Origin of the sequence: Roseibium sp., from assembly GCF_039982295.1 — a bacterium.
Classification (GTDB): domain Bacteria; phylum Pseudomonadota; class Alphaproteobacteria; order Rhizobiales; family Stappiaceae; genus Roseibium.
Window position 1 is genome coordinate 203,852 of the sequence record NZ_JBDWYP010000092.1, and the last position, 26,187, is coordinate 230,038.

Sequence of the window (26,187 nt, forward strand, 5' to 3'; positions counted from 1 at the left end):
ACCCTAGATCCGTTCTTCCGTATCAGCGTCAAAGACAGAGGCGTGGTCGAGGTCAAACGTGATGACGACCTCTTCGCCGGGACTGAAGCGGGAACTGCTGTCTGTCCGCACGGACATTGACTGATCACCAAGGCGCAGCCAGACCAGGCTGTCGGCCCCCATAGGCTCTTCGAGCTCGACAACCGCCGGCAAGGACGGGCCGGAGGTCTGATCACGGGTCAGGGTGAGGTGTTCCGGGCGAACCCCAAAGATTACCTTCTGACCGTCCGACAAGGTTCCTTGCGCGTCATAGCCTGCAAGCGGCACCATGAGATTCTCACCAAGGCGCACCGATGGTGCACCGTCCTGAATTTCAATCTGTCCCTTCAGGAAATTCATGGAGGGCGAGCCAATAAAGCCCGCAACGAACAGATTGACCGGCTTGTTGTAGATGGTCAGGGGCGCATCCAGCTGCTGAATGATCCCGCCCTTCATGACCGCGATCCGATCCGCCAGGGTCAAAGCCTCGATCTGATCATGTGTCACATAAATCATGGTGTTGGTGAGGTTTTGATGGAGGCGCTTCAGCTCAACCCGCAGTTCCGCACGCAGCTTTGCATCGAGGTTTGACAGCGGTTCGTCGAAGAGGAAGACATCCACATCCCGCACGAGCGCACGGCCAATGGCAACGCGCTGACGCTGACCACCAGACAACTGTGCCGGCTTGCGCTTCAGCAACGGCTCGATCTGGAGGATTTCAGCAGCCCGCTTGATGCGTGCGGCGATCTCGTCCTTCGGCAGCTTGGCGATCTGAAGTCCGAAGGCGAGATTTTTCTCGACGGTCATCTGCGGATAGAGCGCATAGGACTGAAACACCATGCCGATGCCCCGGTCCTTCGGTTCTTCCCACGTGACATTCTTGCCCGAGATGAAAACCTGTCCCTCGGAGATATCGAGAAGGCCTGCGACGCAGTTCAGCAATGTGGATTTGCCGCAACCGGACGGGCCGAGCAGAACCAGAAACTCGCCTTCGTTGATGTCGAGGTTCAGCGAACTCAAAACCTCCAGAGATCCGAAGCGCAGTGTAAGATCGCGGACTGAGACACTTGTCATGACGGTTACCCTTTCACCGCGCCGGCCGCGATGCCGCGCACGAACAATTTTCCGGAAACGAAGTAGACACAAAGGGGAACGAGCCCGGTCAGGATCGTTGCCGCCATATTGACGTTGTATTCCTTCACCCCTTGGCTCGAATTGACGATGTTGTTCAGCTGCACGGTCATCGGATAGAGGTCCGGCTTGGTGTAGATCACACCGAACAGGAAGTCGTTCCAGATGCCCGTAACCTGCAGGATGATGGCCACAACGAAGATCGGCAGGCTCATCGGCAGCATGATGCGGAAGTAGATCGCCCAAAAGCCGGCGCCGTCGACCCGCGCCGCCTTGAAGAGCTCCTCGGGAACAGAGGCAAAATAGTTCCGGAACAGCAGCGTCAGTATCGGCATTCCGAACACCGAATGCACGAGCACGAGACCGGTCAGGCTGCCATACAGGCCAATCTCCCTGAGCATGATGACGAGCGGATAGATCATCACCTGGTAGGGAATGAAGGCCCCCACAATCAGGATGGTGAAGAAAAGCTCTGCCCCCTTGAAGCGCCAGTTGGCCAACGCATAGCCATTGACCGAGGCAATGGCGATGGAGAGCACCACGGAAGGCACAAGAATCCGTACTGAATTCCAGAACCCGCGCGAAAGCCCTTCGCAATTCAGGCCGGTGCAGGCTTCGGACCATGCCTTGACCCAGGGGGCGAAGGTGACCTCAACCGGCGGCGAGAAGATGTTGCCAAGCCGGATTTCCGGCATGCCCTTCAGGGAGGTCACCACCATCACGTAGAGAGGCAGCAAGTAGTATAGGGCAACCACGATCAGCGTGCCGTAGAGGATGATATTGCGCCGCGTCAGGACGCGCTTGGGCTTCTCGCCGCGAGGCCCTTCTGCGACGGATCCGTCCCCGGCATCACTTTGAGCCGAAAGAGAATTGGTGTTGAGATTTACGACTTTAGCCACGACGAGATTTCCCCCCGAATTCCAGATAGGCCCAGGGGACCACAACGATGACAACAGACAGAAGCATCATGGTCGAGGCGGCAAAGCCCTGCCCCAGGTTCTGCGACAGGAACATGGCGTCATAGACATATTTCGCAGGAACTTCGGAGGCGATTCCCGGCCCGCCGCCGGTCTGGGCGACGATCAGGTCGTAGACCTTGATGATACCGGATGCGATGAGCACAAGCGCCGTGATGAAGATGCCGCGCATCATGGGAATGACGATGAAGATGTAAGTCTTCCAGACCGGAATGCCGTCAACGCGGGACGCCTTCCAGATATCTTCGTCGATGCCACGCAACCCCGCCAGCATCAGACACATGATCAAACCCGTTTCATGCCACAGTCCGGCGATCAGTACGCCATAGATGACGATGTCGGGATTATAGAGTGGGTCAAAGTTGAAGCTTTCGAAGCCCATGCTTCGGACTACGTTTTGGACGCCGAAATCCGGGTTCAATATCCACTGCCACGCAAGGCCCGTGACGATGAAGCTGAGGGCAAACGGATACAGAAAGATCGTCCGAAACGTGTCCTCGAACCTGATTTTCCGGTCCAGAAGCGCCGCAAGCAAAAAGCCGACAACCATGGCAAAAACCAGGGAAAGCGCGCCGTAGATAGCCAGATTTTCAATGGAAATCAGCCATTTGTTACTGGACCACAAACGCTCGTACTGTGCCAGTCCAACAAACTTCTCCTTCGGCAGCAGCTTGGAGCTGGTAAAGGAATAAAGAACCGTCCAGGCCGTTCCCCCGACGAACACGATGCCTGCGGTCGCGATCATCGGGATCGCGGCCACCTTGGCGCTCAGGTTCCGGTGCCATCTGAACGGGCGCTTTGCAACCGCCATGCTTGAAGTGCCCTTTTCTCGGGTCGCTTTATGCAAACCTCAGCCGTTCCCAGGCACCTCGGTCGGCAACCCGGATCTTGAGTGGCTTTCTCGCGCGCCCTCTTCCGGACGCGCGAGAAAGCTGTTCTTGCTGTTCAGGTGTCAGCTTGCGTTGGAAATGATCGACGCGAAACGTGACTGCGCACTCTCAGCCGACATCGACGGGTCGTTGAAAAATTCGACGAAGAGATCATTCACCTGCGTCAGGTCATCTGCCGACAACAGCTGATCCGGCGCCTGAATGATGTTCCCCTTGGCGAGGATATCGAGACCCTTTTTCATGCAGTCATTGGCAGTATTCAGGTCAACATCGCCACGAACGGGAAGTGATCCCTTCTTGAGATTGAACGCAACCTGCGTCTCCGGCGAAATCATGACCTTGGCGAGCTCTGCCTGGGCAGCCGTCACCTCGGCATCATCCACCTTCGGGAAATAGAACGCATCGCCACCAGTCTGGATCACTTCATTGACACCAAGACCAGGCAGACAGGTGTAGTCCTTGCCCGCGACCTGTCCGGCAACCTGAAACTCGCCCTGTGCCCAGTCGCCCATGATCTGACCTGCCGCCTTGCCGGAGATCACCATTCCTGTCGCATCGTTCCAGTTCTGGATGTTGGAATCCTTTGCCATGTCCCGAGCTGCAGATGCGGCCTCGAAGACCTTCGCAAGCTCTTCGCCGCCTGCAAGTTCTGCATCCTTGCCGCCGAACACAGCAGTGTAGGTATCAGGACCAGCGAGGGCGACCAGGAGCACCTGGAATGCCAGCGTCGTCTGCCAGGGCTGCTGACCCATGGCGAGCGGGATGATTCCAGCTTCCTGCAATTTCGGCGCTGCGGCGGCGTATTCCTCCCAATTGCTTGGGACCGGCACACCGGCCTTTTCAAAGGCAGCGTTGGAAAGCCATAGCCACTGCTGGGAATGAATATTGACCGGGACGCAGTAAATGCGGCCATCAAGGGTGCAGCTATCGAGCAGGCTGGACGGACGTACAACATCCTTCCAGTTGCCGGCTTCGGCAATGTCGGTCAGATCACGCATCAGGCCGGCCTCCACCAGCTCCTCCGCCTGACGACCGTGGTTGAACTGTGTCGCCGCCATCGGATCGCCGCCGGTGATGCGGGAGATCATGATCGGACGGGCCGTGCCGCCGGACCCGGCAATCGCGCCGTCCACCCACTTGTTGCCGGTCGCGTCGAAAGCCTTGGCAAACTCGGCCACGGCAGCCGCCTCGCCACCGGACGTCCACCAATGTGTGACCTCCAGATCTGTTGCCAGCGCCCCTGCTCCCAGAGGCATTGCAACAGCTGCCATCAACAGCCCTGCCCGCTTCATTCCTTTTATCGAACCACGCATTTCATTCCTCCCATAACTGCGTTTTACTGCAACGTTATAGTTTGAGCCTAATCCGGCTTTTCAGAATTTTCAACACGGTATAAAAAAGTAGGTGTGCGTGTGCGAAAAAACTCTTGAAAAAATGACAAGCAATACCGAACAAACCTCTCCAATTTAACCAAAATCAGCACCTTATCTATTTGTTTTGATAGTTACATTCACTGTTTCCCGACAAGCCAGACACACGCCTTACGACCCATTCGCAGCCGCAGCACAACCAAAAAACTTCATGCGTAAAATACGCTTTGCGAGGCGAGAGCTTGCGTTTTTTCTGCAACGTTTTAGTATTTCAAGACTGACCTCCCTTGCCGCCCACGCTTGTGCTGCCTTTGGGAGATTTTGCCACCTCTCGACCCGCTACCGCGAGCGATCCGAGCCTCAGTGGCGCAAATCAACGCGGAAAATAAGCTTTCCCGGCATATCCTGGGGCTTTAGAAGATCTGAAACAAAATACATGGCTTTGCGCAAACTCCGGGCAGGATCCGCAACGTGACCGACCAGACAACAACCGACCTGCAACGTGAGACTGGCAACTCTGACGAGGCCGGCGCGCCAAAACTCGCGGCTGGACAACGCCCGACCCTCAAGACAATCGCCTTTATGACCGGCCTTGGCATTACGACCGTGTCCAAGGCGCTCAAGGATGCGCCGGACATCGGTGAAGCGACCAAGAAGCGGGTCCGTCTTGTGGCCGACCAGATCGGCTATCGTCCAAACCGCGCAGGCGTTCGCTTGCGCACAGGCAAGACGAACGTCATCAGCCTGATTCTCAACACCGAAGAAGAGATCCTCGGGCTGACAAGCCAGATGATCCAGGGCATCTCGGAAGTTCTCGCCAGCACCCCCTACCACCTGGTGGTGACACCCTACACGCATGCGAGCGACCCGATGGCTCCTGTCCGCTACGTGGTCGAGACCGGTTCTGCCGATGGCGTCATCCTCTCGCGCACGGAACCCGAAGATGTTCGGATCCGCTATTTGCATGACAAGAAACTGCCCTTTGCCACTCATGGCCGGACGGACATGGGCGTCGCCCACGCCTTTCATGACTACGACAATGCAGCTTTCGCGCGGGATGCCGTGGAAATTCTAGCCAAGCTCGGCCGCAAGAGGTTGACCCTGGTCGGGCCACCAAGGAACCTCACCTACTCGCGTCACATGATCGAAGGCTTTCTGGAGGGCATTGCCCGATATGACCTGCAGCAGGTGCCCATGCCCCCTGTGACGATCGATGATGACATTCACAAACTTGGAGATGCGGTCCACCAGCTGATGACAAGCGACCAGCCCCCCGACGGGATTATCTGTGGCAGCGGAAGCGCCGGCATTGCCGCCGCCTTCGGAACAGAGAAGGCCGGAGTGACCCTCGGCAAAGAAGTCGATATCGTCTCGAAACAATCTTCATTTGACATACTCAAGTGGTTTCGCCCCGGCCTCAATGTCATTGACGAGGATTTTCGCGAAGCTGGTCGGGACCTGGCACGCAAGGTCCTGGCGCGCATCGAGGGAACGCCGGCGGAAGACCTCCAGACCCTTGCCTACTCATCACCTCGAAAGCAGGACTGACGGCAGAGCTTCCCGATCGGTTAGTCCAGCCGGAGGTCAATCTCGCGCGGAGCACCGGTGCTGCCACGAATGATCAGCTCGACCGGCAAAATGACCGCGCCTGCCTTGACCGGCTTGCCTTCGACCATATCCAACATCTTGGTCATTGCGGCTTCGCCGATCAGCCTGCGGGGTTGCCGGATTGTCGTCAACGGTGGTGTCGTGCAGCTGGAAAACGGAATGTCGTCGAAGCCGATAACCGAGAAATCTCCCGGAACATTGTAGCCGCGCTGGCTCAAGGCCAGCAAAACACCAATGGCCATGTCGTCATTGGCGCAGAAGAATGCTGTCGGTAGGGCATCGCGTATGAAAAGCCGCTCAACGGCAAGACGCCCGCCCTCGATGGAGAAATCGCCATCCAGAATCAGGGCCGGGTCGACTTCCAGCCCACTTTGACGAAGTGCCAGCTCATAGCCAGCCCTGCGTTCGGTTGAGAGAATGTTGTTCGGCGGACCCGAGATATAGGCAACCCGCCGATGGCCCAACTCAGCGAGATGTCGAACGGCCGTTCGCGCACCGTGCTGATTGTCAACACCAACGAAGGGAACACTCCCCTCGGCGATCTCTTCGCAGGCCGCCACGATCGGTGGCAGGTGTTGACGCACCTCCGCCGCCCCGAAAGGCAAATGGCCAGTCATCAGGACGATGCCATCAGCCTTGTTCGACCGGGTGTAGGTGAGATAGGTCGCCTCCGTCTGGGGATCGTTCTCCGTGTTGCCAATCAAAAGGCCGTATCCGCGCCTCGTGGCCACCGCTTCCAGACCGAGCAGAATGTTTGCGAAAAACGTGTTCGATATATCCGGCACCATGGCCAGGATCATTTTGGATGACTTGCTGCGGAGGCTTTGCGCCATGGCGTTTGCGGTGAAGCCCGTCTTGGCGATCGCCGCGTTGACTTTCTTGCGCGTGGTTTCGGCCACTTTGCCGGGATGATGAATCGCACGGCTCACGGTCGCAATCGACACGCCCGCCATTCGCGCCACATCCTCAATCGTCGCCATCTCACGCACTTTCAAACAGTCAACTCCCAGCGCAACCCCGTGCTTTTAGGCGATTTTCGGGTCAACAAGCAAGCGAGCCGAAAGTGTGAACAGAATGATAATGTAAACCTTTACATCAAAAATGAAAACGTTTACATAATTTCCAACAGGAGGAAACTGGCACTGCCGGAGGATGTGATGCTGACCCGTCACGTCCTGGTGTCACGTCAGGATGATTTTATCGTCCGGCGCAAACGGCGACCTGGGAGGAAGACCATGAGCGAACTTCGCACCGGCATCGCTGGTGGCGGCGGGCAAGCTGTTGCGGGCCCTGCCCCGTCGAGCGCGCCTGCATCGGACAGGCAACCCGTGCTGTCCGCAAGGCATATCTCCAAGTCGTTTGGCGACATCCAGGTCCTGTTCGGAATTGATTTCGATGTGCTCCCCGGCGAAGTCCATGCGCTGATCGGCGAAAACGGCGCCGGCAAGTCCACCTTGATGAAAATCCTCTCTGGCTATCATCAACCAACCTCCGGAAAGCTTCATCTGGACGCACAGGAAGTGACCCTGCCCCCAGATGGCGAAGCCGAGGATCTCGGCGTCGTTCTGATCCACCAGGAATTCAATCTGGCAGAGCAGCTCTCGGTCGAAGAAAACATCTTTCTCGGCCGCGAACTTCGCCGAGGGTGGTTCATCGATCATGCGGCCATGCGCCGGCAAACCGAAGAGCTTCTGACGCACCTGAATGTCGACATGGCCCCGGACGCCACCGTCGCCAGTCTCTCCGTTTCCCAAAAGCAGTTCGTTGAAATCGCCAGGGCCCTGTCGAGGAACGCCCGCGTCCTGATCATGGACGAGCCCACGGCGGTCCTTACGCCGGATGAAACCAGCGCCTTCTTTGAACAGATCCGCCTTATGCGTGACCGAGGCGTCGGCATCGTCCTGATTTCGCACAAGCTGGACGAGGTCAAGGAACTGGCCAATCGCGTAACCGTTCTGCGCGACGGCCATCAGATCATCACCACCGGCGCGGAGAAGCTGACCGAAGACGACATGGCGCGTCACATGGTGGGCCGCGATCTCTCGGACATGTTCCCGCCGAAGAATGAGCCAGACGTCGATGCCCCACCGGTTCTTGAGGTTGATGGCCTCGGTGTAGGAACCGTGCTTCATGATGTCTCATTCAATCTGCGCAAGGGAGAGATCCTGGGCTTTGCTGGCCTTATCGGCTCGGGGCGCTCGGCACTCTTCGAAGCCATCATCGGTCTACGCCAGCGCACCGCCGGCACCACCCGGTTAAATGGCGAAACGGTCGAAATGACGGCCCTGGATCAGGCCCGCGACCGAGGCATTGCCTATCTGACCAAGGACCGAAAGGGGCAAGGCCTGCTTCTGAATGACGGTTTGAAGATCAATCTCACCCTGTTTGCGCTTCGGCAGTTCAGCAACAAGGGACTGATTGATGACACGCTTGAGGACGCTGCACTTGAACGCGCAATCCGGCGCTTCGACATTCGCGTTCGCGACAGGTCCGTACCCGTTGGCGCTCTTTCAGGCGGGAATCAGCAAAAGCTGCTGCTCGGCAAGGTGCTCGAGATTGATCCGAATATCCTGATTGTCGACGAACCGACACGCGGCATCGATGTCGGGACCAAGCAGCAAATCTACAATTTCATCGCGGCGCTTGCTGCGGAAGGAAAATCGATCGTCCTCATTTCTTCGGAAATGCCCGAAATCATCGGCATGAGCCACCGGGTCGCCGTCATGCGGTCTGGCCGCCTGACCGGCATCCTGCAGGGCGACGAAATCGAGGAACATGAAATCATGCGTTATGCGACCGGGCTCAAGAGCCAGGGTACGGCAGAGGCAACCGGGGGAAACAACACTGATGCAGACCATGTCGCGTAAGGCCGCAGCCATTGGCTTGGGCCCGTTCGATCTCAAGACCTGGGGGCCGCTTCTTGCGCTCATAGGGCTGATGGTTCTGGGCACGGCCCTGAACACGTCATTTCTGTCGGAAGGCAATATCTCCAACATTTTGACGCGGAGTGCCTTCATCGGGATCATCGCGGTTGGGGCGACCTTCGTGATCACGGCCGGTGGCATCGATCTGTCAGTCGGCGCCATGGCAGCGGTGATTTCCGGTGTGATGATCATCTCGATGAATGCGCTGATGAACGTCTTTGACAGCGCCAGCCTGATCATTGCCTGCGGCATTCTGCTGTCGCTCGCACTTGGCCTTCTCGCTGGCGCATTCAACGGACTGGTGACAACGAAAGGCAAGATCGAAGCCTTCATCGTGACCCTCGGCACCATGGGCATTTTCCGATCGCTGGTGACCTATTTCGCCGATGGCGGAACGCTCTCACTCGATTATGCCATCCGCGGTGCCTACCGCCCGTTCTACTATGGCGACCTTCTTGGCATACCGGTGCCGGTTATCGTCTTTGCGGTGGTCGCAGCGATTGGCTGGGTCATCCTCAATCGGACCGCTTTTGGCCGCCACTGCCGCGCGATTGGCTCCAATGAAGCCGTGGCCCGCTATTCCGCCGTTCAGGTCAACCGGGTCAAGACCCTGACCTACATTGTGCAGGGGCTCTGCGTTTCCCTGGCGACCATCATCTATGTTCCGCGCCTTGGCTCGGCCTCCTCCTCGACGGGCGTCCTGTGGGAGCTGGAGGCGATTGCCGCGGTAATCATCGGCGGCACGGTGCTCAAAGGCGGATCAGGCCGCATCGGCGGCACGGTGATCGGCGCGATCATGCTGACCATGATCGGCAACATCCTCAATCTGACGGATCTGATTTCCAACTACCTCAACGGGGCGGTTCAGGGCGTCATCATCATCGTCGCAGTCTGGCTGCAGCGCGGTGGTTGGAAGAACAAAGGCCAGTGAGCCCAAGAAACTTGCGCTGTGGTGTCCCGCCCGGCGCACGACCGGGACAGACCCGGAAAACTGGGAGTGGAGGAAAACATGAAGATGACAGGTAAATTCCTGGGACTGGCGACAGCTTTCGCCTTGTCTCTCTCCGGGACGGCGATCGCAGCCGACCAGATCAAGATCGGGGTGTCTATCCCCTCAGCGACCCATGGCTGGGCCGGCGGCTTGAACTATCATGCCAATGTCGCTGTCGACCGGATGGAAGAACTCTATCCCAACATCGACATGATCCTCGTCACAGCGTCCGATGCCTCGGCTCAGGCCAACGATCTTGAGGATCTAGTCAGCGTCCACAACGTGGATGCGCTCGTGATCTTGCCTTTTGAATCCGAGCCCCTGACCGATCCAGTCCGGATGGTGAAGGAAAGCGGTGCCTTCATCACCGTTGTTGACCGCGGCCTCAGCCAGGAAGGCATCGAGGACCTTTATGTTGCGGGTAACAACCCGGAGCTCGGCCGCGTTTCCGCCGAGTTCGTCAAGGAAAAACTCGACAACAAGGGCGACATCGTTGTTCTGCGTGGCATCCCAACCGTGATCGATGAAGAACGTGTCGACGCCTTCATGGCAGGGATCGAAGGCACCGACATCAAGGTCCTCGATATGAAACATGCCAACTGGAACCGGGACGATGGTTTCGAGGTCATGCAGGACTTCCTGTCACGTTTTCCGAAGATCGACGCGGTCTGGGCACAGGATGACGACATCGCCATTGGCGTGATCGAGGCTGTCAAACAGGCAGGCCGTGAAGACGAGCTGTTCATTCTCGGCGGAGCCGGCATGAAGGACATCATCAAGCGCGTCATGGATGGCGATCGTCTGGTTCCCGCTGACGTTCTCTATCCGCCGGCAATGATCGCCACCGCGATCGAGCTGACGGCACTGAACTACGTCTCCAATGCACCGGTCACCGGGCGCTTCATTCTGGGCGCTCCGCTGGTCACTCCGGAAAATGCCGAGAACTATTACTTCCCGGACTCGCCGTTCTAATCACAGCGAGCCATCCTTGGCAGGCGTCCGACAAGGGGGACGCCTGCCCTTTTTTCGTTTGGGAGAAAAGACATGAAGACCATGAAGGGGCCGGGATTGTTCCTGGCACAGTTTGCGGGAGATGCCGCGCCTTTCAACTCGCTCGAGGCCATCGCGGATTGGGCTGCGGACCTTGGATACAAGGGCTTGCAGATCCCGACCTTCGATGGTCGCTTATTCGATCTTGATCAGGCAGCCGCGTCCAAAGGTTATTGCGACGACATCAAAGGCATGCTTGCCGACAAGGACCTAGCGGTTACAGAGCTCTCCACGCACCTTCAAGGCCAGCTGGTTGCCGTTCATCCTGCCTTCAACGAAGCCTTTGACGCATTCGCCCCCGAAACCGTTCATGGCAATCCCGACGCACGTACCGAATGGGCTGTGGACCAAATGAAAAAGGCGGCTGTCGCCAGCCGTCACTTCGGTCTGGATGCCAGCGTCAGCTTTCCAGGCGCCCTCGCCTGGCCTTACGTCTACCCATGGCCGCAACGCCCCGCTGGTCTGATTGACACCGCCTTCGAGGAACTGGCAAAGCGCTGGAAACCGATTCTTGATGTCTATGACGAGCACGGCGTGGACGTTTGCTACGAGATCCATCCGGGAGAGGATGTCTTTGATGGCGCGACCTTCGAAATGTTCCTGGATGCGCTCGACGGTCATGCGCGCTGCTGCATCAACTACGACCCATCGCATTTTGTCCTGCAGCAACTGGACTATCTGGCTTTCATCGACATCTACCACGAGCGCATCAAGGCGTTTCACGTCAAGGATGCCGAGTTCAATCCGGACGGCCGTCAGGGTGTCTACTCAGGCTATCAGCCGTGGGTCCAGCGCGCCGGCCGTTTCCGCTCCCTTGGCGATGGACAGGTGGATTTCGCCGGTATTTTCTCGAAGCTAGCCGCCTATGACTACGACAGCTGGGCCGTTCTGGAATGGGAATGCGCGCTGAAGCATCCCGAAGACGGGGCTGCCGAAGGCGCTCCGTTTATCGCCGACCATATCATCCGCGTCACCGAGCATGCTTTCGATGACTTCGCCGGCGGCGGAACAGACGCTGCGAAAAACCGCCGAATGTTGGGATTGAGCTAGAGAAAAGGCACAGGACATGACAATCGAAAGCACTGGTAAAACGGGCCACCCCGGGACCATCCGCCTCGGCATGGTCGGCGGCGGACAGGGGGCGTTTATTGGCGGCGTTCATCGCATCGCCTCGCGTATTGACGGCGACTATCAGCTTGTGGCCGGGGCACTTTCCTCCGACGCGGAACGCTCCAAGGCCTCTGGTGCGGAACTTGGACTGGCTCCGGAACGCTGCTACGCCGACTTCAACGAAATGGCAAAGGCGGAAGCCGCCCGCGCCGATGGCATTGAAGCTGTCGCCATCGTCACGCCGAACCATATGCATTTCCCGGTCGCGAAGGCCTTTCTCGAAGCCGGGATCCATGTCATCTGCGACAAGCCGCTGACATCGACCCTCAAGGATGCCGAGGCCCTTGCCGAGGTTGCCGGAAACGCGGGGCGCCTGTTTGTCCTCACACACAATTACTCCGGCTACCCAATGATCCGCCAGGCGCGGGAAATGGCGCAATCGGGAACACTTGGCACCATTCGTCTTGTTCAGATGGAATACGTGCAGGACTGGTTGACCGAAGATCTGGAGTCCTCAGGACAGAAGCAGGCATCCTGGCGCACCGATCCTGCGCGATCGGGTGCTGGCGGCTGCATCGGAGACATCGGAACGCACGCCTATCAGCTCGGTGGCTTCGTCTCCGGACTGAAGACCGACACCGTTCTTGCAGACTTGACGAGCTTTGTTCCAGGCCGAAGGGTCGATGACAATGTCAGCGTGTTACTTCGGTTTGAAGGCGGCGCAAAGGGCATGCTCTGGGCGAGCCAGGTGGCGCCTGGCAACGAAAACGGTCTATCCCTGCGCGTCTACGGCGACAAGGGCGGCCTTGAGTGGCACCAGGAGCAGCCCAACCATCTCTGGTACACGCCTTTCGGCGAACCCAAACGCCTCATCACGCGCGGCGGTTCTGGGGCAACGCCTGCTGCCGAGCGCGTTACACGCGTACCGGCTGGACACCCGGAAGGTTACCTTGAAGGCTTTGCGACCATCTACCGCGAAGCGGCAGAGGCCATCCGGGCTGCGCGCACTGGCGCGTCTGTTTCCAAGGACGTTCAATTCCCTGGAATTGCTGATGGAATGAGCGGCATGCGTTTTATCGACGCCTGCATACGCTCTTCAAGTGAGGGCGCGGTCTGGACGAAGGTATGACGTTAGCTCAGTGAACGAAGAGCTCTACTGGACCGGGCGGGGCGTTGTCTCAACGTTTGCCGTCCGGTCAAGGAGCCAGACTGCACCTAGCAGTACGAACCCCATTAAAAGCGGCATAAAACCGGTAAACCAGAAAGTCGCGTTGGGATCTATATTGACCAGAAAAACCGCGACATAGGGCGCAATCCAAAGCAGTCCTGCCGCCAGCTGGAACAATAGTGGCCATGGAGCTCTTCCGGTCGCCAGCAGCAGCAGAGCGACAGAGACATGCAGCCAGTCGTACATCATGAAAGACGGCGCTGCGAAAGCTGCTGCAAGCAACGTGACGCCAACGCGTTCTTCTCGACTTCCGATATCCCTGACGTACCAAATCAGGCAGGCAGACAAGAAGATCGCTGTCACTTGAGTCAAGAGCCGGACACTGTCAGGCGCTGCCAGCTTTCCCGCCATCGTATGCACAGTCGGCATCAGGTCCAGCAAGAAGCCTGCCTGAGCTGCATGACCGCCGCTCACCAAGGAACCGACAAAGGCGGTCCAAATTGAGAGCTGGTAGATAACAACCGAAAGCAACATCAGCATAAGCGTTGCAATGGTCGCGACCAGCATTGTCTTCCAATAGCCTCTCGCTGCGAGAAAAACAGGTACCAGCAGACCGTATTGCGGCTTGATCGTTGCGAAAGCCAACAGGAGGCCGCTCACAACCGGCCGTTTCCCTGCATTCAAGAGCGCATAAGTCAAACAAAAGGTCACAATCGGTGACAGCTGAAGGTAGTCAAGGGTGAAAAAAAGTCCCGGAGACAAAGCAAGCAGGACAAATGCAGGAAGCGCCGATTTCGGAGACCAGCAGAAAGCCAACCCAACGAGCGCGAGCGCCGAAACCACCAAATAGGTGACCTTCGCCATCGGGTATGTCATCGACGCGAATGGTTGCATGAACAAAAGCGCATGAGGCGGGTTCAAGAATAGCAGGTTCTTGTTGCTCTCAGAGAACGGCTCCTGAAAGACCGCAGGTATATAGGACTGTGCAGCCTGTCCGAGACTCGCGAGTTGCCCCGCCCTGTAGAATGCCGCGATATCTTCGCTCTCAGCTGCTCCAAGAGTGGCTGGTAACTCAAAGATCATGCCAAAATTCGCCCACAGAGCGAAAATGGTAACAATTCCGCCTAGTACGACAGAAAGCATGAATATCACGCCTCCCGGCAGGAGCAGTTCGGCCTTCTGAGAGTGCGAAAAAATCGGAAATTCAGAGAAAAGCCCCATAGTTACCGAACGACGACAATCAGAAGAGGAAGACATTATCAAACTCAATCAACGAACAGCACACTCAAGATATAAATCAGATTTGTCACAATTGATTTAAATCCACGTTTACGTGCAGTTCTTTCTGGGTTTTTTCCTGATCAGCCCTACGCATTCAAGGAGCAAGAACGCAATTGGCGGTTTCCGCTACAACACGCCGGGCTGCAGCGATCAGGGGCGCGCGCAATTAAGGCCTCAAACCCTCCCGGGGCCTCGCTCAAAATGCTCGCGGGCAGTGCCTCAGTGCACCGTACAGGCGTGGCACAGGCCTCGGAGTTCAACGGTGGTTTTGGCCATCTGAAAGCCTTCTGCCTTCGCCCAGTTCTTGAGCATGTCGACAGCCTTGTCGGGGGCAAACTCGGTCACCAGTCCGCACTGCTCGCAAATGGCGAATGCGGCACTGTCATGGGACGTACATCCCGGATGGCGGCAGGCCACAAAGGCATTCAGGCTTTCGAGGCGATGCACCATGCCAAAATCCACAAGCTTCTCGAGCGCGCGATAGACTTGCAGCGGCGCCCTGAAGCCGTCTGCCCTCAAGAGATCCAGGATCGCGTAGGCGGTCAAAGGCCCGTCTGAGCCAGTCAGCGCGCCCAATACCAGAGTCTGGTTCTTGGTCAGAGACGGTTGATCTTTTTCATGATGAGCGCTCACGAAGCTTCTCCCTTACGGTTCTTTTTGTTCCCCCAGCCAAAAGACAAGGGGATCAGACTGATCATGAAGAGCATCAGGGCCGCCACGACGATCGACGGTCCTGACGGGGTATCCCACTCCAGTGAACCGAACAAGCCACTGATGACAGAAAGCGCACCCAACAATGCGGACAGAATTGCCATCTGTTCCGGGCTGGTCGAAAACCTGCGGGCGGTGGCAGCCGGCATGATCAAGAGCGCCGTGATCAGAAGGACTCCGACGATCTTCATGGCAATCGCAATGACGGCCGCCATCAAGAACATGAAGACCAGATTGACCCGCTCCGGTTTCAGACCTTCCGCGGCAGCGAGGTCAGGATTGACCGTTGCTGCAAATAAAGGCCGCCAGATCCAAATCAGGACCGCCAGCACCAGCGCGCCGCCCAGGTACACGACCCCGATATCGGATCGAGACACGGCAAGGATATCGCCGAACAACAAGCCGAGCAGGTCCATCCGAACCCAGGTCATGAAGGCCAGACAGACCAAGCCGACCGCAAGGGCAGCATGCGACAGCAACCCAAGCAGGGCATCTGAAGACAGGGTCTCCCGCTTGCGCAGAAGAATCAGGATCAGCGAGAGGGCCGCAGAGACCACAAAGACCGCGAGCGTTGTATTGACCTCGAGCAGAAGCGAGAGCGCAACACCAAGAAGCGCGGCATGAGAGAGGGTGTCGCCGAAGTAAGCCATCCGGCGCCAGACGATAAAACAGCCGAGCGGTCCGGCGACCATGGCAACACCGACGCCCGCCAAGAGCGCGCGCATGAAGAAATCATCAAGCATGGGTTTTCGCCTCTCTGCCTGTCGTGGTTTCAGCGTGTGCAGAATGGTGTGCATGATCATCAGAGCAATGTTCGCCTGCGCAATCGTCCGTTACCGAACCGTCCGCATGGCGCACTCGCCCATCAGGAAGATGGACATGATCATGATGGTGCTCATAGACCGCCAGGGCCGCTCCCGCGCGATGACCGAACAGCTCCCGGAAAGCAGGGCTTTGGGAAACAACCGTGGGCGTACCGCGGCAACAGACATGACCATTGAGGCAAACGACCTGATCGGTCGCCGCCATCACTACATGGAGGTCGTGGGAGATCATCAAGATCCCGCATCCAAGCTCTTCGCCGAGCTTTGAAATCAGGTCGTAGATCGCAATTTCGCCGGAATAGTCGACACCCTGCACCGGTTCATCAAGAACCAACAGGTCCGGCTTGCGGGCAATGGCCCGCGCCAGCAGAACCCGCTGCATTTCGCCACCGGACAGGTGGCGCACCTCGGCCTGCATGAGATGCGCTACATCTGTTCGCTCAAGCGCGGCTTTCGCCTCATCCTCGTGCAGACGGCTGGTCAGACTCATGAAGCGCCGCACGTTCAGGGGCAACGTCCAGTCAATCATCAGTTTTTGCGGCACATAGCCTATTTGCAGGCCGGGCCGCCGGTATGCTTTTCCCTCTGACGGCTTGAGGATACCAAGCGCCATTTTTGCCGTCGTCGACTTGCCCGATCCATTCGGCCCGATCAGCGTGACGATTTCACCGGCAGAGACCGAAAGGTCCACGCCTCTGACCAGCCATCGATCGGAACGACGAACGCCGGCCTGCTCCAGACGAAGGAGGCAGGATTTCTCATTTTCAGACGTCACCAAGGACACTCTCCGGAGGACCACACTCTGCGCCAAACGGTGCATCTCGAACCGAGTGGCATGCCATCAATGTTATAATATTACTATATAAGCTGTCGAAACAGAGACCGCAATCACCTAGTGCATCCAGAGACCGAAGACATCGCTCCTCCCGAGTGACAACATCGCCCATTTGCGCTGGTTCATTCTCTCCAAACGCCTCAGAGGCAAAGGCTTGGGCAACCGCCTCTTGGCGAAGGCCCTCGCTCATTGCGAAATTCAAGGATTTGACGAGATCCATCTCTGCCCCCTCAAGGGCCTGGTCGCTGCAAGAGTACTCTATGAAAGAAACGGTTTTTCACTCGTCGATGAATACGAGGGCGACCAATGGGGACGCAGTGTCACAGAACAGAAATTCGTCCGGAAAAGCTGACGTCATTCATCGGCTTCAGTTCAATCAAAATACTGGGCTGCAGGCCATACCGGCAGCCCAGTCTTAGCTAGTGCCCCGGACTAGACCTTGTAAATGGAATTTCCGCCGTCGCACAGCAGAGCGGCGCCAGTGATGAAAGACGCCTCTTCAGACAGGAGGTAGCGGGCCGTGCTGGCGATCTCCTCTGGCTTGGCCATGCGCTTGAGCGCATGCAAACCAGAGATAAAGGCGTGAAACTCCGGGTCACTTCCGGCCATGTCTGTGAGCGTTCCACCGGGCAGAAGCGCGTTCACGCGCAGATTGTTCGCGCCATGTTCGGCGGCAAGCACTTGCGTCAGGCCGACCAGTCCCGCTTTTGCCGCTGCATATGCCCCCATCCCCGGAAACCCGATCGTGTGGCCCACGAAAGACGACGTGAAGACAATAGACCCACCGCCCTGTGCCTCAATCGCAGGAACCTGGTACTTTGCAGCGAGAAATGCACTGTCGAGATTGGTCCTCAGCACCTCCTGCCAATTTTCGTAGGACATCGCAGGAACGTCACCCAAGTCTCCAACCGCGCCCGCGTTGTTGAATGCACCATTCAGGCCGCCGAACCTTCCGACAGCGAGATCCACCAACGCCTTGTTGTAGCTCTCATCCGTCACGTCGCCTGAAAGGACGACCGCTCGTGACGCCCCCTCGCCCAAGCTTTGGCGGACCTCTTCGAGCATCGCTTCCCGCCGCGCCGCGAGGACAAGGTTTGCGCCGGCTTCCGATAAAAGTCGTGCTGCGGCAGCACCAATGCCACTGCTCGCTCCGGTCACGATAATCGTCTTGTTTTCAAAGTTCATTGTCTGGTTCCTCATTGAAAGAGGGAGCCTAGATATGCGGGGTTTGAAGCACTAGAAACCCGATTTGCGAGCAGGCTGTTTTTGAAAATCAGCCCGCGTCGTGTTTGTCGCGATCTCCGAGATGATCAAGATCCGTGTCTTCGCAATCACCGTCATCATCCGCTGCAAGTGTCTGATCAGCTTTCAGATATGCCCCGTGCGATCGCCAGGCAAATGGGATCGATACCAGGTACAGAGCAGATCCGACAGCAAGCATCTGGAAGGGATAGCTGACGGTCAGAGCAACGATCAGAACGGCGAAGACAAAAAGCGGCAGCACAAAGTCACGCCGGACCCTCGTTCCCACACGCTTGCCCGAAAAAGTAGGCAGGCGGCTGATCATCAAAAACGCCACCGCAATCGCATATAGAGCAACCCCGGGCGCGAATTCCGGCCAATGAGGCAAGAGCCCGAGGAACTCCCAATAGATCGGCATCAAAACGATGAGCGCGCCAGCGGGTGCAGGTACACCGGTGAAGAAATTCGCAGCCCAGGCAGGCTTGCTTGGATCGTCGAGGGCAACGTTAAAGCGCGCAAGGCGCAGAGCAGCCGAAATGGCGAAAACCAGCGCTGCAATCCAGCCAAGAGAGCCCGCTTCGTTCAAGATCCAGACGTAGAGCATCAGGCCTGGTGTCACGCCGAAATTGACGAAATCAGCCAGTGAGTCCAGCTCTGCGCCGAAGCGTGACGTGCCCTTGAGCATGCGCGCCAGACGTCCATCGAGCGCATCTAGGACGGCAGCAACCAGCACTGCCCCAATCGCGAACTCCCAGCGGTCTTCAAACGCCATGCGAATGGCGGTCAGGCCCGAACACAAGGCCATCAACGTGACCAGGTTCGGCAAGATCAGCCGCAGTGGAACACGCCGGAAACGAGGTTGCCTGCGCTCGGACTTTCCAGCTGCATTCACGTCGTGCTCGTCGAAAGAATCGCTCACCGGCCCGTCCTTAGCTGACACGGGTCAGCGGTTGGGCCTTGCCGCCGTTTTCGGAAAGGTTCGCGAGCACGGTCTCACCGGCGATCATGGTCTGCCCCAGCGCAACCCGAGGCACCGTGCCTTGCGGGAAATAGACATCAAGCCTCGACCCGAAGCGGATAAGGCCAAAGCGCTCACCGGCGCCAATGCTCTCACCTTCACGAACAAAGCAGACAATCCGGCGCGCCACCAGGCCTGCGATCTGGACAACACCGATCCGTACGTCGCCGCGTTCGATCACGAGACCGTTGCGCTCATTGTGCTCGCTTGCCTTGTCCAACTCGGCGTTCAGGAACTTGCCTGCCCGGTAGGCGACGCGTGTGATCTTGCCGCCCATGGGAGCGCGGTTCACATGGCAATTGAAAACATTCATGAAGATCGACACGCGCAGCATTGGCTCGCTGCCAAGTTCCAGCTCTGCAGGAGGCATGACCGGCCCGACGTGGCTGACGACGCCATCGGCCGGCGAGACGATCAGATTGTCGTCAACGGGCGTCACACGCGCCGGATCGCGGAAAAAATAGCAGACCCAGCCTGTCAGGATCAGACCGATCCAGAACAGCGGATCGACGAACCAGCCGATGACGACCGTCGCAACCAATGCGATCGCAACAAAGGGCCAACCCTCGCGATGGATCGGAACGAAGGCCTTGGTGACAGAATCGACGAGTGACATTGGTGTTTCCTTGATTGGTCCGGCTGCCAGGCCGCAGTTTGAAATCGGGGCGCCGAACTGACGGCGCCAAAAGCACCGTTTTGTTTTTCGTTTCTTTTTCGGTTCTAGCGGCTTTTTGGCCGGGAATGAACCGTTCTCATCAAACGGAAGGTGGTTTTCCCGCTTCGGCAGCCCGACTGCTGCGATAATCGGTCTCCCAATAGGGCGGCTTTCCATATTTCGACTTCAAGAAGTCAATAAACGCCGAGACTTTTGGCGGCGTGTATTTGCCTGGCGGGTAGACGGCGCAGATGTCACCCGTGCGCGCGACCGGATAGTCTTCCATCAAAGAGATGACCCTGCCGTCACGCAGGTCTTCCCAGACGTGAGAGATGGATTTGACGCTTAGCCCAAGCCCGTGGATGGTGGCGTCATAGGCAAAGTCGCCGCTATCGCCGTAAATCGAGTGGACCACGCGATGTGCGATCTCGCCATCAGGACCGTGGAAGTACCAGAACGGCATGGCCTCGAGGCCAATACAATCGTGATTGATCAGATCTGAGGGTGACTTGGGTACCCCCTTGCGTGCAATGTAGTCAGGCGAGGCACATAAAGCCCGTTTGTTGCTGCCGAGCCGTCGCGCAACAAGCGAGGAATCGGGCAAGGGTGCACCCCTGATCGCCATGTCATACCCCTCGGCGACGATGTCGACGATCCGATCCGTGCAATCAATCGCAATCCTGATGTCCGGGTAAAGCTCCCTGAATTCACCCAGGTGCGGAAGCACGTGCTTTCGACCGAAAAACATATTGCAGGAAATGCGCAAAACGCCACTAGGCGCTTCGCTAACAGCCTCCAGATAACCAAGCGCCATGTCCATCTCCGACAAGGCAGTGGTGGTGCGATCCAGAAAGAGCCGTCCCGACTCCGTCAGTGTGGTGCGGCGGGTCGTACGTGCGAAGAGCTGAGCTCCAACGGCGCGCTCAAGCGTCGTCAGCCGGGAACTTGCAGCAGAGGGAGACAGGCCAAACTCGCGCCCGGCGGCGGACAGGTTGTTCAACGCTGCAACACGTGTGAAGAACCTAAGATCGTCGAGACGCATTATCCCAAAACTCCGAATGATCCTAACCAATCAAGCCTGATTATAGCACTCAATTGTACATGCGACACTCCTCTCATCACGAAAGGAGACCAACATGTTCCACACCGGAGATGAATTCGAAGAACGCGCACGCCTGCATCGTCATCAGGCCATACGCGCACTTTTTGGCCTGCTGATCGGCCGCCAAAAGAAGGCGTTGCAGAAAGGATCGATTTCCAAAACCGTCAAAAAAACAACCGAGCGCGCCTGCCTGCCCACTCAAAACGAAGCCGCCTGATCTGGGACGGCTTCGCAAAAAACTCCTGGGATCAGACGGGCTCACCTGCGCGAGGTCCACGCTGAACAACTCCAAGTTCATCGGCTTCCTTGGCAGCCCGCAAACGTTCTTCGGCCTCATCGGCCTCACGCTGGCGCGCCCACATGGAGGCATAGAGTCCGCCCTTTGCCATCAACTGCCCATGGGTGCCGCGTTCGGCGATCTCGCCCGCTTCAAGAACAATGATCTGATCCGCATTGACCACGGTGGACAAGCGGTGCGCAATCACAAGCGTTGTCCGGTTCTTCGACACCTGATCCAGAGCCGTCTGGATTTCACGCTCCGTATGCGTGTCCAGTGCTGAAGTTGCTTCATCCAGGATCAGGATCGGCGGTGCCTTGAGGATGGTTCGGGCAATTGCCACGCGCTGTTTCTCGCCCCCGGACAGCTTCAGTCCGCGCTCGCCAACCTCCGAGTCATAGCCACCGGGCAACCGCTCGATAAAGTCATGGATCTGCGCCATACGCGCGGCCTCCCTCACCTCCTCGTCTGTCGCATCCGGACGACCGTAGCGAATGTTGTAGGCGATGGTGTCATTGAAAAGCACCGTGTCCTGAGGAACCATTCCGATGGCGCTGCGCACGCTTTCCTGGGTCACGTCGCGAACGTCCTGATCATCGATACGCACCGCTCCGCCACTGACATCATAGAAGCGGAACAAGAGCCGTGAGATCGTGGACTTGCCTGCCCCGGAGGGGCCAACAATGGCGACGGACTTTCCCGCGGGAACCTCAAACTCGATACCCTTCAGGATCGGCCTGTCCTGATCGTAGTGAAAGCGGACGTTGTCGAAAACAATCCGCCCTTCGACTGCCTGCAGGTCACTGGCATCGGTCTTATCCTGAATTTCGGCGGGAACGCCGAGGAGATCGAACATGCTTTCAATATCGGCGAGGCCCTGACGGATCTCGCGGTAGATGAAGCCAATGAAGTTGAGTGGAATAGAGATCTGCATCAAGAGAGCATTGATCAGGACGAAATCGCCGATCGTCTGACTGCCCGCCATGACCGATCGCGCCGAAAGCACCATACACGCCGCCATTCCGATCCCAAGGATCACGGTCTGACCAAGGTTCAACCAGGCAAGCGACGTCCACGTCTTGGTCGCTGCTCTTTCATATTTTTCCATTGAGACATCGAAGCGCGCCGCTTCCATCTTCTCGTTGCCAAAGTATTTGACGGTTTCGAAGTTGAGCAGGCTGTCGATGGCCTTTGAATTGGCGTCTGTGTCGCTGTCGTTCATCTCGCGGCGAATGGCGATCCGCCAATTGGACGCCTTGATCGTGAACCAGACATAGGCAACGATCATCAGGGTGACAATCGTCAGATAGTCCCAGCCAAACTGATACCAGATCACGACCGCCATGATGGCGAACTCCAGCACCGTCGGGATCCCGTTGAGGATGGTGAAGCGAACAATCGCCTCAATACCCTTGACCCCACGCTCGATCACACGTGACAAGCCGCCGGTCCGCCGCGCCAGGTGAAAGCGCAAGGACAATTCATGCAAGTGCCGGAATGTGATGTTCGCCAGTTGGCGTACCGCGTGCTGTCCGACACGGGCAAAGAGCGCATCGCGCATCTGGTTGAAGGCAACAGCGAGGACACGGGCCGCATTGTAGGCAAGCACCAGCATGATCGGGGCGACGAGGAACGCCGGCAGATTATCGGTCTCTCCCGTCAGCGCGTCAGTCGACCAGGCAAAGAAATAGGGCGAAAACACCGTGACCACCTTGGCAACCACCAAGGCGACGACCGCAAGCAGGACCCGGCCTTTCAGGTCCGGGCGATGGGCTGGCCAGATGTAAGGCCACAGGTTGATCAGCGTCGCAAAGGTGGATCCCTCGTCCGCGCTGACAGGTTTTGCGGGCTGCGCATCAGCCCCAGCGGCATCCGGATCGGCAGAAAACTGTGAGGTCTGATCGGTCAAAAAGTATCTCCAGACGAAATTTCTGTCGTATCGGTAGTGTCGTAGCTCTTGCTATCAACGTAGGCGGTGGGCGGCATGGCAGATGGTGACGACGTTCCCCTGCCCGCTTTCAGGACGGCAGAGAAAAAGGTCTCGGCTGCGGCACTCGCCTCGTGAAGCCTGTCGACATCAAGGTCATAGTGGCAACAGCGACCACGGGTGCAGCAGGTGAGCAAACCGGCCTCTTTCAAAACCTGCAGATGCTGTGAAACCGTCGATTGAGCGAGAGGCAAGGCCTCAACAATATCGCCGCAACAGGCATCAGGGCGGTTCGCGAGGGCTTCGATGATCGCGATCCTGGCGGGATGACCCAAAGCCCTGAAAGTACGGGAGAGATCCATGTTTGGATCCTGGCTGACATTGTCGCGCCTGCACTTGTCCGAACTGTCACGCAAAGACGATCCATCGCCGGTCCGCGTCGGACCGGTTCGCTTGTCATCCATTGAGCGTCCTCTCCACCTGCCCGGCACATCAAGACTGCCCCGGCTCTCATCGTAAATATGCGATGAGTCAGATGTTTAACAAGGGCGTGAGATCAATTTTACGGATCAGCGCACAAGCTGGTGGCGTCAATGGGCCGTTAGCGATGGAAAGAAGGAGCCGCCGCACCCGGACAGGCTACGGCGGCTTCATAAAACACGCAGCAGGCGATTCTAGTTCTGTTCTGGCGCCCAGTTGAGATCGCCCTCAGGGGTCAGGAAAACTTGCCCGGGATAGATCAGGTCTGGATCGCGGATCTGCTTCTTGTTGGCTTGATAGATCGTCGTGTAACGAACGCCATCCCCATAGAGGCGACGAGAAATACGCCACAGATTGTCGCCCTTGCGAATGATGACGTTCGGCAAAGGCTTGGAGACGGTAACGCCCGCGCTGTCGGAGTTGTCTGCGGATTGGCCAGATGCAACGACCTTGGTCAGGACAATGGCTTCTGCTTCCTTTTCAAAGGTCACCGCGGCGCGCGCCAGCACCTTGCCATCAGCACCAATCATATCCGCACGCACCTCGACCGAACCGGGTGCAAGATCCTGATGTTCTTCGATCAGCCAACGGTCATTGCTGCCGACAAGCCCATCGCCAATCAACGCATCGGCAACATAGACCTGTATCGTGTTTCCAGCCTTGCCAGTCCCGGCCACATAGATCTTGCCGGCCTCAGATTCGACAGCATCGACGGTCACGGTGAGCGTCAACGGATCAGAGCCAGCCTCTTCCGCTGTCAACTGCGTCGCGGCCACTGCTTCACTTGCAGGCTTCTGGACGGGCGCCGGTTCTTCAGCGCTGCCAGCGTTGGCGGCCTCGGTTTCGGCAATCGGTTCCCTAACAGGTTTGGCAACCGGGTCTGCAGGACTTGCCGTTTCGACAGGAGCTGGTTCATCAGAGGCGTCGGACTGCGCATCAGAAACAGAAACCTCAGCGGCGTCGGCTGCCACGTCCGGTGCTTCTGCCTCAACGGCCGCAACGACAGTCTCAGCGGCAGCGGGTGCGCCTTCTTCGGCTTTGGTGTCGCCGGCCACATCAGAAACGGTGCCTGCAGCAGTCTCTGCGGCGGGAGCTTTTGTCTCCTCGACCTCTGCCGCCGCAACCTGCTGCTCTTGCTCCGGAGCGGCTTCAGCGAGCTCGGGCTTTTGCAGCAAGGTCGATGGCGCATCCGGGCTGTTCAAAACAACGAGGGGCTGCGACGTGCCGTCTTCGGGAACCGATACCGCCAGGCGCTGGCTCGAATCACGACTAGAAGTACCGTCAGCATTCTGGGTCTGTAGCCCGACATCATAATCACCAGATGGCAGCGGTTTATCGAGAATGATGGTCCATTCGCCCTTGTCGTTTGCGATGCCCTTGCCGACGACTTCTCCGTTTGCCGTTAGCGCCACGATAGCTCCCGGCTCGGAGCGTCCAGCGATAACCGCATCTCCGGTCGGCTCGACGCCGACCACATCAAACAGCAGGGTTTCCGGCGAGGCAGAGGTCGCTTCAGGCTCTCCGGCGGCACTGACGGTGTCATCCGGTGCGCTGGTTGCGGCGACTTCGTCCTTGCTGGCGCTGCCGGCAGGCTCTTGCGTCGTTTCTGCAACCGATTGCGTTGCAGGCGCCTGGTCGTCCTCGCCACCATTCGAGTAGATATACCCGGTGACCAGCGCGGCGCTCCCGACAAAAAAGGCAGCAATAACGGCCTTGATCAAAGCAGTGTTCGTCATTCTGACTTCCCATCCGCGGCGCGGAAACCCTGTTCCTTCCCCACCGTCAAGATCTTTTCCTGACTGGCCAAAGCATCAGGTCAGCTTCAGCAGTCGGTAAACTTTCACTAAGGCTATGAATATACGCCTTTTTGTATCGCGGCAAGAAATCCGCACCCTGTTTGAAAGGCTTGCCACATTTATGATCTGGGCGCTCAAATGCTGCGCTTGACCTTGCGACCTGCCGGTGCAAAATAAAACGGATGAAAAAAATTCAAAGCGTCTGTGTCTATTGTGGTTCCAGCTTTGGGACCGACCCTGTTTATGAGGCAACCGCCACACGCCTCGGGCAGTTGCTGGCCGAAACCGGTTTACGTCTCGTCTATGGCGGGGGCTCTGTCGGTCTGATGGGGACCGTCGCCAAAGCGGTTCTGGACGAAGGCGGCCAAGTCACTGGCATCATTCCACATTTCCTCGAAAAACGCGAAGAAATGCTGGACGCGGTCACCGATTTGACGATTACGGAAAACATGCATGAGCGCAAGCAGCTCATGTTTCAAAAGGCCGACGCCTTCATCGTCCTTCCCGGCGGGATCGGCACGCTTGAAGAAGCGGTCGAGATGATGACCTGGGCTCAGCTTGGCCAGCACAAGAAGCCGGTGCTTCTGGCCAACGTCAACGGGTTCTGGTCACCGCTGCTTGAATTGCTCGACCACATGCGCGCCCAGGGCTTCATCCGTCCGGACAGCGAGGTTCCCTACCTGGTCGCGAACCGAATCGAGGACGCGATTCCCATGTTGACGGACGCCGTGGGGGACGGTTCGGAAGAACCCGACCTCAAGGACGATCGCGCTCCGATGGAAAAGCTCTAAACCGAAGCTTT

At 57.7% G+C, this 26,187-nt stretch carries 25 protein-coding genes; 9 read left to right on the forward strand and 16 right to left on the reverse strand.

The genetic code is table 11. The annotated features are described in order from the left end of the window. Positions 1 to 3 precede the first annotated feature (3 nt). The 4 genes from ABJZ52_RS21150 to ABJZ52_RS21165 all read right to left on the reverse strand — a co-directional run bounded on the left by ABJZ52_RS21150 (position 4) and on the right by ABJZ52_RS21165 (position 4,308). The gene (locus ABJZ52_RS21150) at positions 4 to 1,092 is read right to left on the reverse strand and encodes an ABC transporter ATP-binding protein (RefSeq protein WP_348186719.1); all 1,089 of its coding nucleotides are present in this window, start codon (positions 1,090 to 1,092) and stop codon (positions 4 to 6) included. 5 nt (positions 1,093 to 1,097) lie between these two features. Further along, positions 1,098 to 2,048 carry a carbohydrate ABC transporter permease gene (locus ABJZ52_RS21155; protein ID WP_348186721.1) on the reverse strand — a complete coding sequence of 317 codons (951 nt, stop codon included), beginning with the start codon at positions 2,046 to 2,048 and terminating at the stop codon, positions 1,098 to 1,100. Beyond that, the gene (locus ABJZ52_RS21160; RefSeq protein WP_348186723.1) at positions 2,041 to 2,937 is read right to left on the reverse strand and encodes a sugar ABC transporter permease; all 897 of its coding nucleotides are present in this window, start codon (positions 2,935 to 2,937) and stop codon (positions 2,041 to 2,043) included. Before ABJZ52_RS21160 ends, ABJZ52_RS21155 begins: the two co-directional genes overlap by 8 nt. Before the next feature lie 141 nt (positions 2,938 to 3,078). Beyond that, positions 3,079 to 4,308 carry an ABC transporter substrate-binding protein gene (locus ABJZ52_RS21165; protein ID WP_348187152.1) on the reverse strand — a complete coding sequence of 410 codons (1,230 nt, stop codon included), beginning with the start codon at positions 4,306 to 4,308 and terminating at the stop codon, positions 3,079 to 3,081. A gap of 573 nt (positions 4,309 to 4,881) precedes the next feature. On the opposite strand from ABJZ52_RS21165, the gene ABJZ52_RS21170 reads away from it, so the two are divergent. Next, the gene (locus ABJZ52_RS21170; RefSeq protein WP_348187154.1) at positions 4,882 to 5,934 is read left to right on the forward strand and encodes a LacI family DNA-binding transcriptional regulator; all 1,053 of its coding nucleotides are present in this window, start codon (positions 4,882 to 4,884) and stop codon (positions 5,932 to 5,934) included. Positions 5,935 to 5,954: 20 nt separating this feature from the next. Here ABJZ52_RS21170 and ABJZ52_RS21175 read toward each other — a convergent pair whose 3' ends face one another. Continuing rightward, on the reverse strand, positions 5,955 to 6,974 hold the full coding sequence (locus ABJZ52_RS21175) for a LacI family DNA-binding transcriptional regulator (protein ID WP_348187156.1): 1,020 nt from the start codon (positions 6,972 to 6,974) through the stop codon (positions 5,955 to 5,957). A 255-nt stretch (positions 6,975 to 7,229) separates the two neighbouring features. Here ABJZ52_RS21175 and ABJZ52_RS21180 point away from each other — a divergent pair, with 255 nt between their 5' ends. From ABJZ52_RS21180 to ABJZ52_RS21200, 5 genes are all read left to right on the forward strand, one after another. After that, positions 7,230 to 8,861, forward strand: a complete 1,632-nt coding sequence (locus ABJZ52_RS21180) for a sugar ABC transporter ATP-binding protein (RefSeq protein WP_348186725.1) — start codon at positions 7,230 to 7,232, stop codon at positions 8,859 to 8,861. Beyond that, the gene (locus tag ABJZ52_RS21185) at positions 8,851 to 9,849 is read left to right on the forward strand and encodes an ABC transporter permease (protein WP_348187158.1); all 999 of its coding nucleotides are present in this window, start codon (positions 8,851 to 8,853) and stop codon (positions 9,847 to 9,849) included. Before ABJZ52_RS21180 ends, ABJZ52_RS21185 begins: the two co-directional genes overlap by 11 nt. Positions 9,850 to 9,933: 84 nt before the next feature. Beyond that, the gene (locus ABJZ52_RS21190) at positions 9,934 to 10,881 is read left to right on the forward strand and encodes an ABC transporter substrate-binding protein (protein WP_348186727.1); all 948 of its coding nucleotides are present in this window, start codon (positions 9,934 to 9,936) and stop codon (positions 10,879 to 10,881) included. A gap of 72 nt (positions 10,882 to 10,953) precedes the next feature. Further along, positions 10,954 to 12,009 (forward strand): sugar phosphate isomerase/epimerase, encoded by a 1,056-nt coding sequence (locus tag ABJZ52_RS21195; protein ID WP_348186729.1) that lies wholly within the window; start codon positions 10,954 to 10,956, stop codon positions 12,007 to 12,009. A gap of 16 nt (positions 12,010 to 12,025) precedes the next feature. Further along, the gene (locus ABJZ52_RS21200; RefSeq protein WP_348186731.1) at positions 12,026 to 13,198 is read left to right on the forward strand and encodes a Gfo/Idh/MocA family oxidoreductase; all 1,173 of its coding nucleotides are present in this window, start codon (positions 12,026 to 12,028) and stop codon (positions 13,196 to 13,198) included. A gap of 24 nt (positions 13,199 to 13,222) precedes the next feature. Here the strand turns inward: ABJZ52_RS21200 and ABJZ52_RS21205 are convergent, their stop codons facing one another. The 4 genes from ABJZ52_RS21205 to ABJZ52_RS21220 all read right to left on the reverse strand — a co-directional run bounded on the left by ABJZ52_RS21205 (position 13,223) and on the right by ABJZ52_RS21220 (position 16,828). Next, the gene (locus tag ABJZ52_RS21205) at positions 13,223 to 14,380 is read right to left on the reverse strand and encodes a glycosyltransferase family 87 protein (protein ID WP_348186733.1); all 1,158 of its coding nucleotides are present in this window, start codon (positions 14,378 to 14,380) and stop codon (positions 13,223 to 13,225) included. A 357-nt stretch (positions 14,381 to 14,737) separates the two neighbouring features. Continuing rightward, positions 14,738 to 15,151 carry a Fur family transcriptional regulator gene (locus ABJZ52_RS21210; protein ID WP_348186735.1) on the reverse strand — a complete coding sequence of 138 codons (414 nt, stop codon included), beginning with the start codon at positions 15,149 to 15,151 and terminating at the stop codon, positions 14,738 to 14,740. Then, entirely contained in the window at positions 15,148 to 15,972 is an 825-nt protein-coding gene (locus ABJZ52_RS21215) for an iron chelate uptake ABC transporter family permease subunit (protein ID WP_348186737.1), read from the reverse strand. Before ABJZ52_RS21215 ends, ABJZ52_RS21210 begins: the two co-directional genes overlap by 4 nt. Further along, positions 15,965 to 16,828: a metal ABC transporter ATP-binding protein gene (locus tag ABJZ52_RS21220; RefSeq protein WP_348186739.1), complete on the reverse strand. Its 864-nt coding sequence runs from the start codon at positions 16,826 to 16,828 to the stop codon at positions 15,965 to 15,967. Before ABJZ52_RS21220 ends, ABJZ52_RS21215 begins: the two co-directional genes overlap by 8 nt. A gap of 163 nt (positions 16,829 to 16,991) precedes the next feature. Between ABJZ52_RS21220 and ABJZ52_RS21225 the strand changes: the two genes are divergently transcribed. Continuing rightward, positions 16,992 to 17,240 carry a GNAT family N-acetyltransferase gene (locus ABJZ52_RS21225; RefSeq protein ID WP_348187160.1) on the forward strand — a complete coding sequence of 83 codons (249 nt, stop codon included), beginning with the start codon at positions 16,992 to 16,994 and terminating at the stop codon, positions 17,238 to 17,240. Between the two features lie 80 nt (positions 17,241 to 17,320). On the opposite strand, the gene ABJZ52_RS21230 is transcribed toward ABJZ52_RS21225, so the two are convergent. The 4 genes from ABJZ52_RS21230 to ABJZ52_RS21245 all read right to left on the reverse strand — a co-directional run bounded on the left by ABJZ52_RS21230 (position 17,321) and on the right by ABJZ52_RS21245 (position 20,845). Next, entirely contained in the window at positions 17,321 to 18,073 is a 753-nt protein-coding gene (locus tag ABJZ52_RS21230; RefSeq protein ID WP_348186741.1) for an SDR family oxidoreductase, read from the reverse strand. A gap of 88 nt (positions 18,074 to 18,161) precedes the next feature. Continuing rightward, complete coding sequence (locus ABJZ52_RS21235) at positions 18,162 to 19,049, reverse strand: phosphatidylcholine/phosphatidylserine synthase (RefSeq protein ID WP_348186743.1); 888 nt, start codon at positions 19,047 to 19,049, stop codon at positions 18,162 to 18,164. A gap of 10 nt (positions 19,050 to 19,059) precedes the next feature. Further along, entirely contained in the window at positions 19,060 to 19,764 is a 705-nt protein-coding gene (locus tag ABJZ52_RS21240; RefSeq protein ID WP_348186745.1) for a phosphatidylserine decarboxylase, read from the reverse strand. A 139-nt stretch (positions 19,765 to 19,903) separates the two neighbouring features. Then, positions 19,904 to 20,845 (reverse strand): LysR family transcriptional regulator, encoded by a 942-nt coding sequence (locus ABJZ52_RS21245; RefSeq protein ID WP_348186747.1) that lies wholly within the window; start codon positions 20,843 to 20,845, stop codon positions 19,904 to 19,906. Positions 20,846 to 20,939: 94 nt separating this feature from the next. Here ABJZ52_RS21245 and ABJZ52_RS21250 point away from each other — a divergent pair, with 94 nt between their 5' ends. Continuing rightward, a complete protein-coding gene (locus tag ABJZ52_RS21250; protein WP_348186749.1) occupies positions 20,940 to 21,122 on the forward strand; it encodes a hypothetical protein in 183 nt (60 codons plus the stop codon). A 31-nt stretch (positions 21,123 to 21,153) separates the two neighbouring features. Here the strand turns inward: ABJZ52_RS21250 and ABJZ52_RS21255 are convergent, their stop codons facing one another. From ABJZ52_RS21255 to ABJZ52_RS21265, 3 genes are all read right to left on the reverse strand, one after another. Continuing rightward, entirely contained in the window at positions 21,154 to 22,986 is a 1,833-nt protein-coding gene (locus ABJZ52_RS21255; protein WP_348187162.1) for an ABC transporter ATP-binding protein/permease, read from the reverse strand. Between the two features lie 101 nt (positions 22,987 to 23,087). Next, a complete protein-coding gene (locus ABJZ52_RS21260) occupies positions 23,088 to 23,573 on the reverse strand; it encodes a metalloregulator ArsR/SmtB family transcription factor (protein WP_348186751.1) in 486 nt (161 codons plus the stop codon). A 210-nt stretch (positions 23,574 to 23,783) separates the two neighbouring features. Beyond that, complete coding sequence (locus ABJZ52_RS21265) at positions 23,784 to 25,325, reverse strand: LysM peptidoglycan-binding domain-containing protein (RefSeq protein ID WP_348186753.1); 1,542 nt, start codon at positions 25,323 to 25,325, stop codon at positions 23,784 to 23,786. Between the two features lie 242 nt (positions 25,326 to 25,567). Between ABJZ52_RS21265 and ABJZ52_RS21270 the strand changes: the two genes are divergently transcribed. After that, on the forward strand, positions 25,568 to 26,176 hold the full coding sequence (locus tag ABJZ52_RS21270) for a TIGR00730 family Rossman fold protein (protein ID WP_348186755.1): 609 nt from the start codon (positions 25,568 to 25,570) through the stop codon (positions 26,174 to 26,176). Positions 26,177 to 26,187 lie beyond the last annotated feature (11 nt).

Coding starts and splice junctions, on each gene's coding strand:
- ABJZ52_RS21160 (WP_348186723.1), bottom strand. CDS start 2,937: ATGGCGGTTGCAAAGCGCCCGTTCAGATGGCACCGGAACCTGAGCGCC.
- ABJZ52_RS21165 (WP_348187152.1), bottom strand. CDS start 4,308: ATGAAGCGGGCAGGGCTGTTGATGGCAGCTGTTGCAATGCCTCTGGGA.
- ABJZ52_RS21230 (WP_348186741.1), bottom strand. CDS start 18,073: ATGAACTTTGAAAACAAGACGATTATCGTGACCGGAGCGAGCAGTGGC.
- ABJZ52_RS21240 (WP_348186745.1), bottom strand. CDS start 19,764: ATGTCACTCGTCGATTCTGTCACCAAGGCCTTCGTTCCGATCCATCGC.
- ABJZ52_RS21265 (WP_348186753.1), bottom strand. CDS start 25,325: ATGACGAACACTGCTTTGATCAAGGCCGTTATTGCTGCCTTTTTTGTC.
- ABJZ52_RS21195 (WP_348186729.1), top strand. CDS start 10,954: ATGAAGACCATGAAGGGGCCGGGATTGTTCCTGGCACAGTTTGCGGGA.
- ABJZ52_RS21175 (WP_348187156.1), bottom strand. CDS start 6,974: ATGGCGACGATTGAGGATGTGGCGCGAATGGCGGGCGTGTCGATTGCG.
- ABJZ52_RS21205 (WP_348186733.1), bottom strand. CDS start 14,380: ATGCTTTCTGTCGTACTAGGCGGAATTGTTACCATTTTCGCTCTGTGG.
- ABJZ52_RS21180 (WP_348186725.1), top strand. CDS start 7,230: ATGAGCGAACTTCGCACCGGCATCGCTGGTGGCGGCGGGCAAGCTGTT.
- ABJZ52_RS21190 (WP_348186727.1), top strand. CDS start 9,934: ATGACAGGTAAATTCCTGGGACTGGCGACAGCTTTCGCCTTGTCTCTC.
- ABJZ52_RS21270 (WP_348186755.1), top strand. CDS start 25,568: ATGAAAAAAATTCAAAGCGTCTGTGTCTATTGTGGTTCCAGCTTTGGG.
- ABJZ52_RS21200 (WP_348186731.1), top strand. CDS start 12,026: ATGACAATCGAAAGCACTGGTAAAACGGGCCACCCCGGGACCATCCGC.
- ABJZ52_RS21260 (WP_348186751.1), bottom strand. CDS start 23,573: ATGGATGACAAGCGAACCGGTCCGACGCGGACCGGCGATGGATCGTCT.
- ABJZ52_RS21215 (WP_348186737.1), bottom strand. CDS start 15,972: ATGCTTGATGATTTCTTCATGCGCGCGCTCTTGGCGGGCGTCGGTGTT.
- ABJZ52_RS21245 (WP_348186747.1), bottom strand. CDS start 20,845: ATGCGTCTCGACGATCTTAGGTTCTTCACACGTGTTGCAGCGTTGAAC.
- ABJZ52_RS21185 (WP_348187158.1), top strand. CDS start 8,851: ATGTCGCGTAAGGCCGCAGCCATTGGCTTGGGCCCGTTCGATCTCAAG.
- ABJZ52_RS21150 (WP_348186719.1), bottom strand. CDS start 1,092: ATGACAAGTGTCTCAGTCCGCGATCTTACACTGCGCTTCGGATCTCTG.
- ABJZ52_RS21250 (WP_348186749.1), top strand. CDS start 20,940: ATGTTCCACACCGGAGATGAATTCGAAGAACGCGCACGCCTGCATCGT.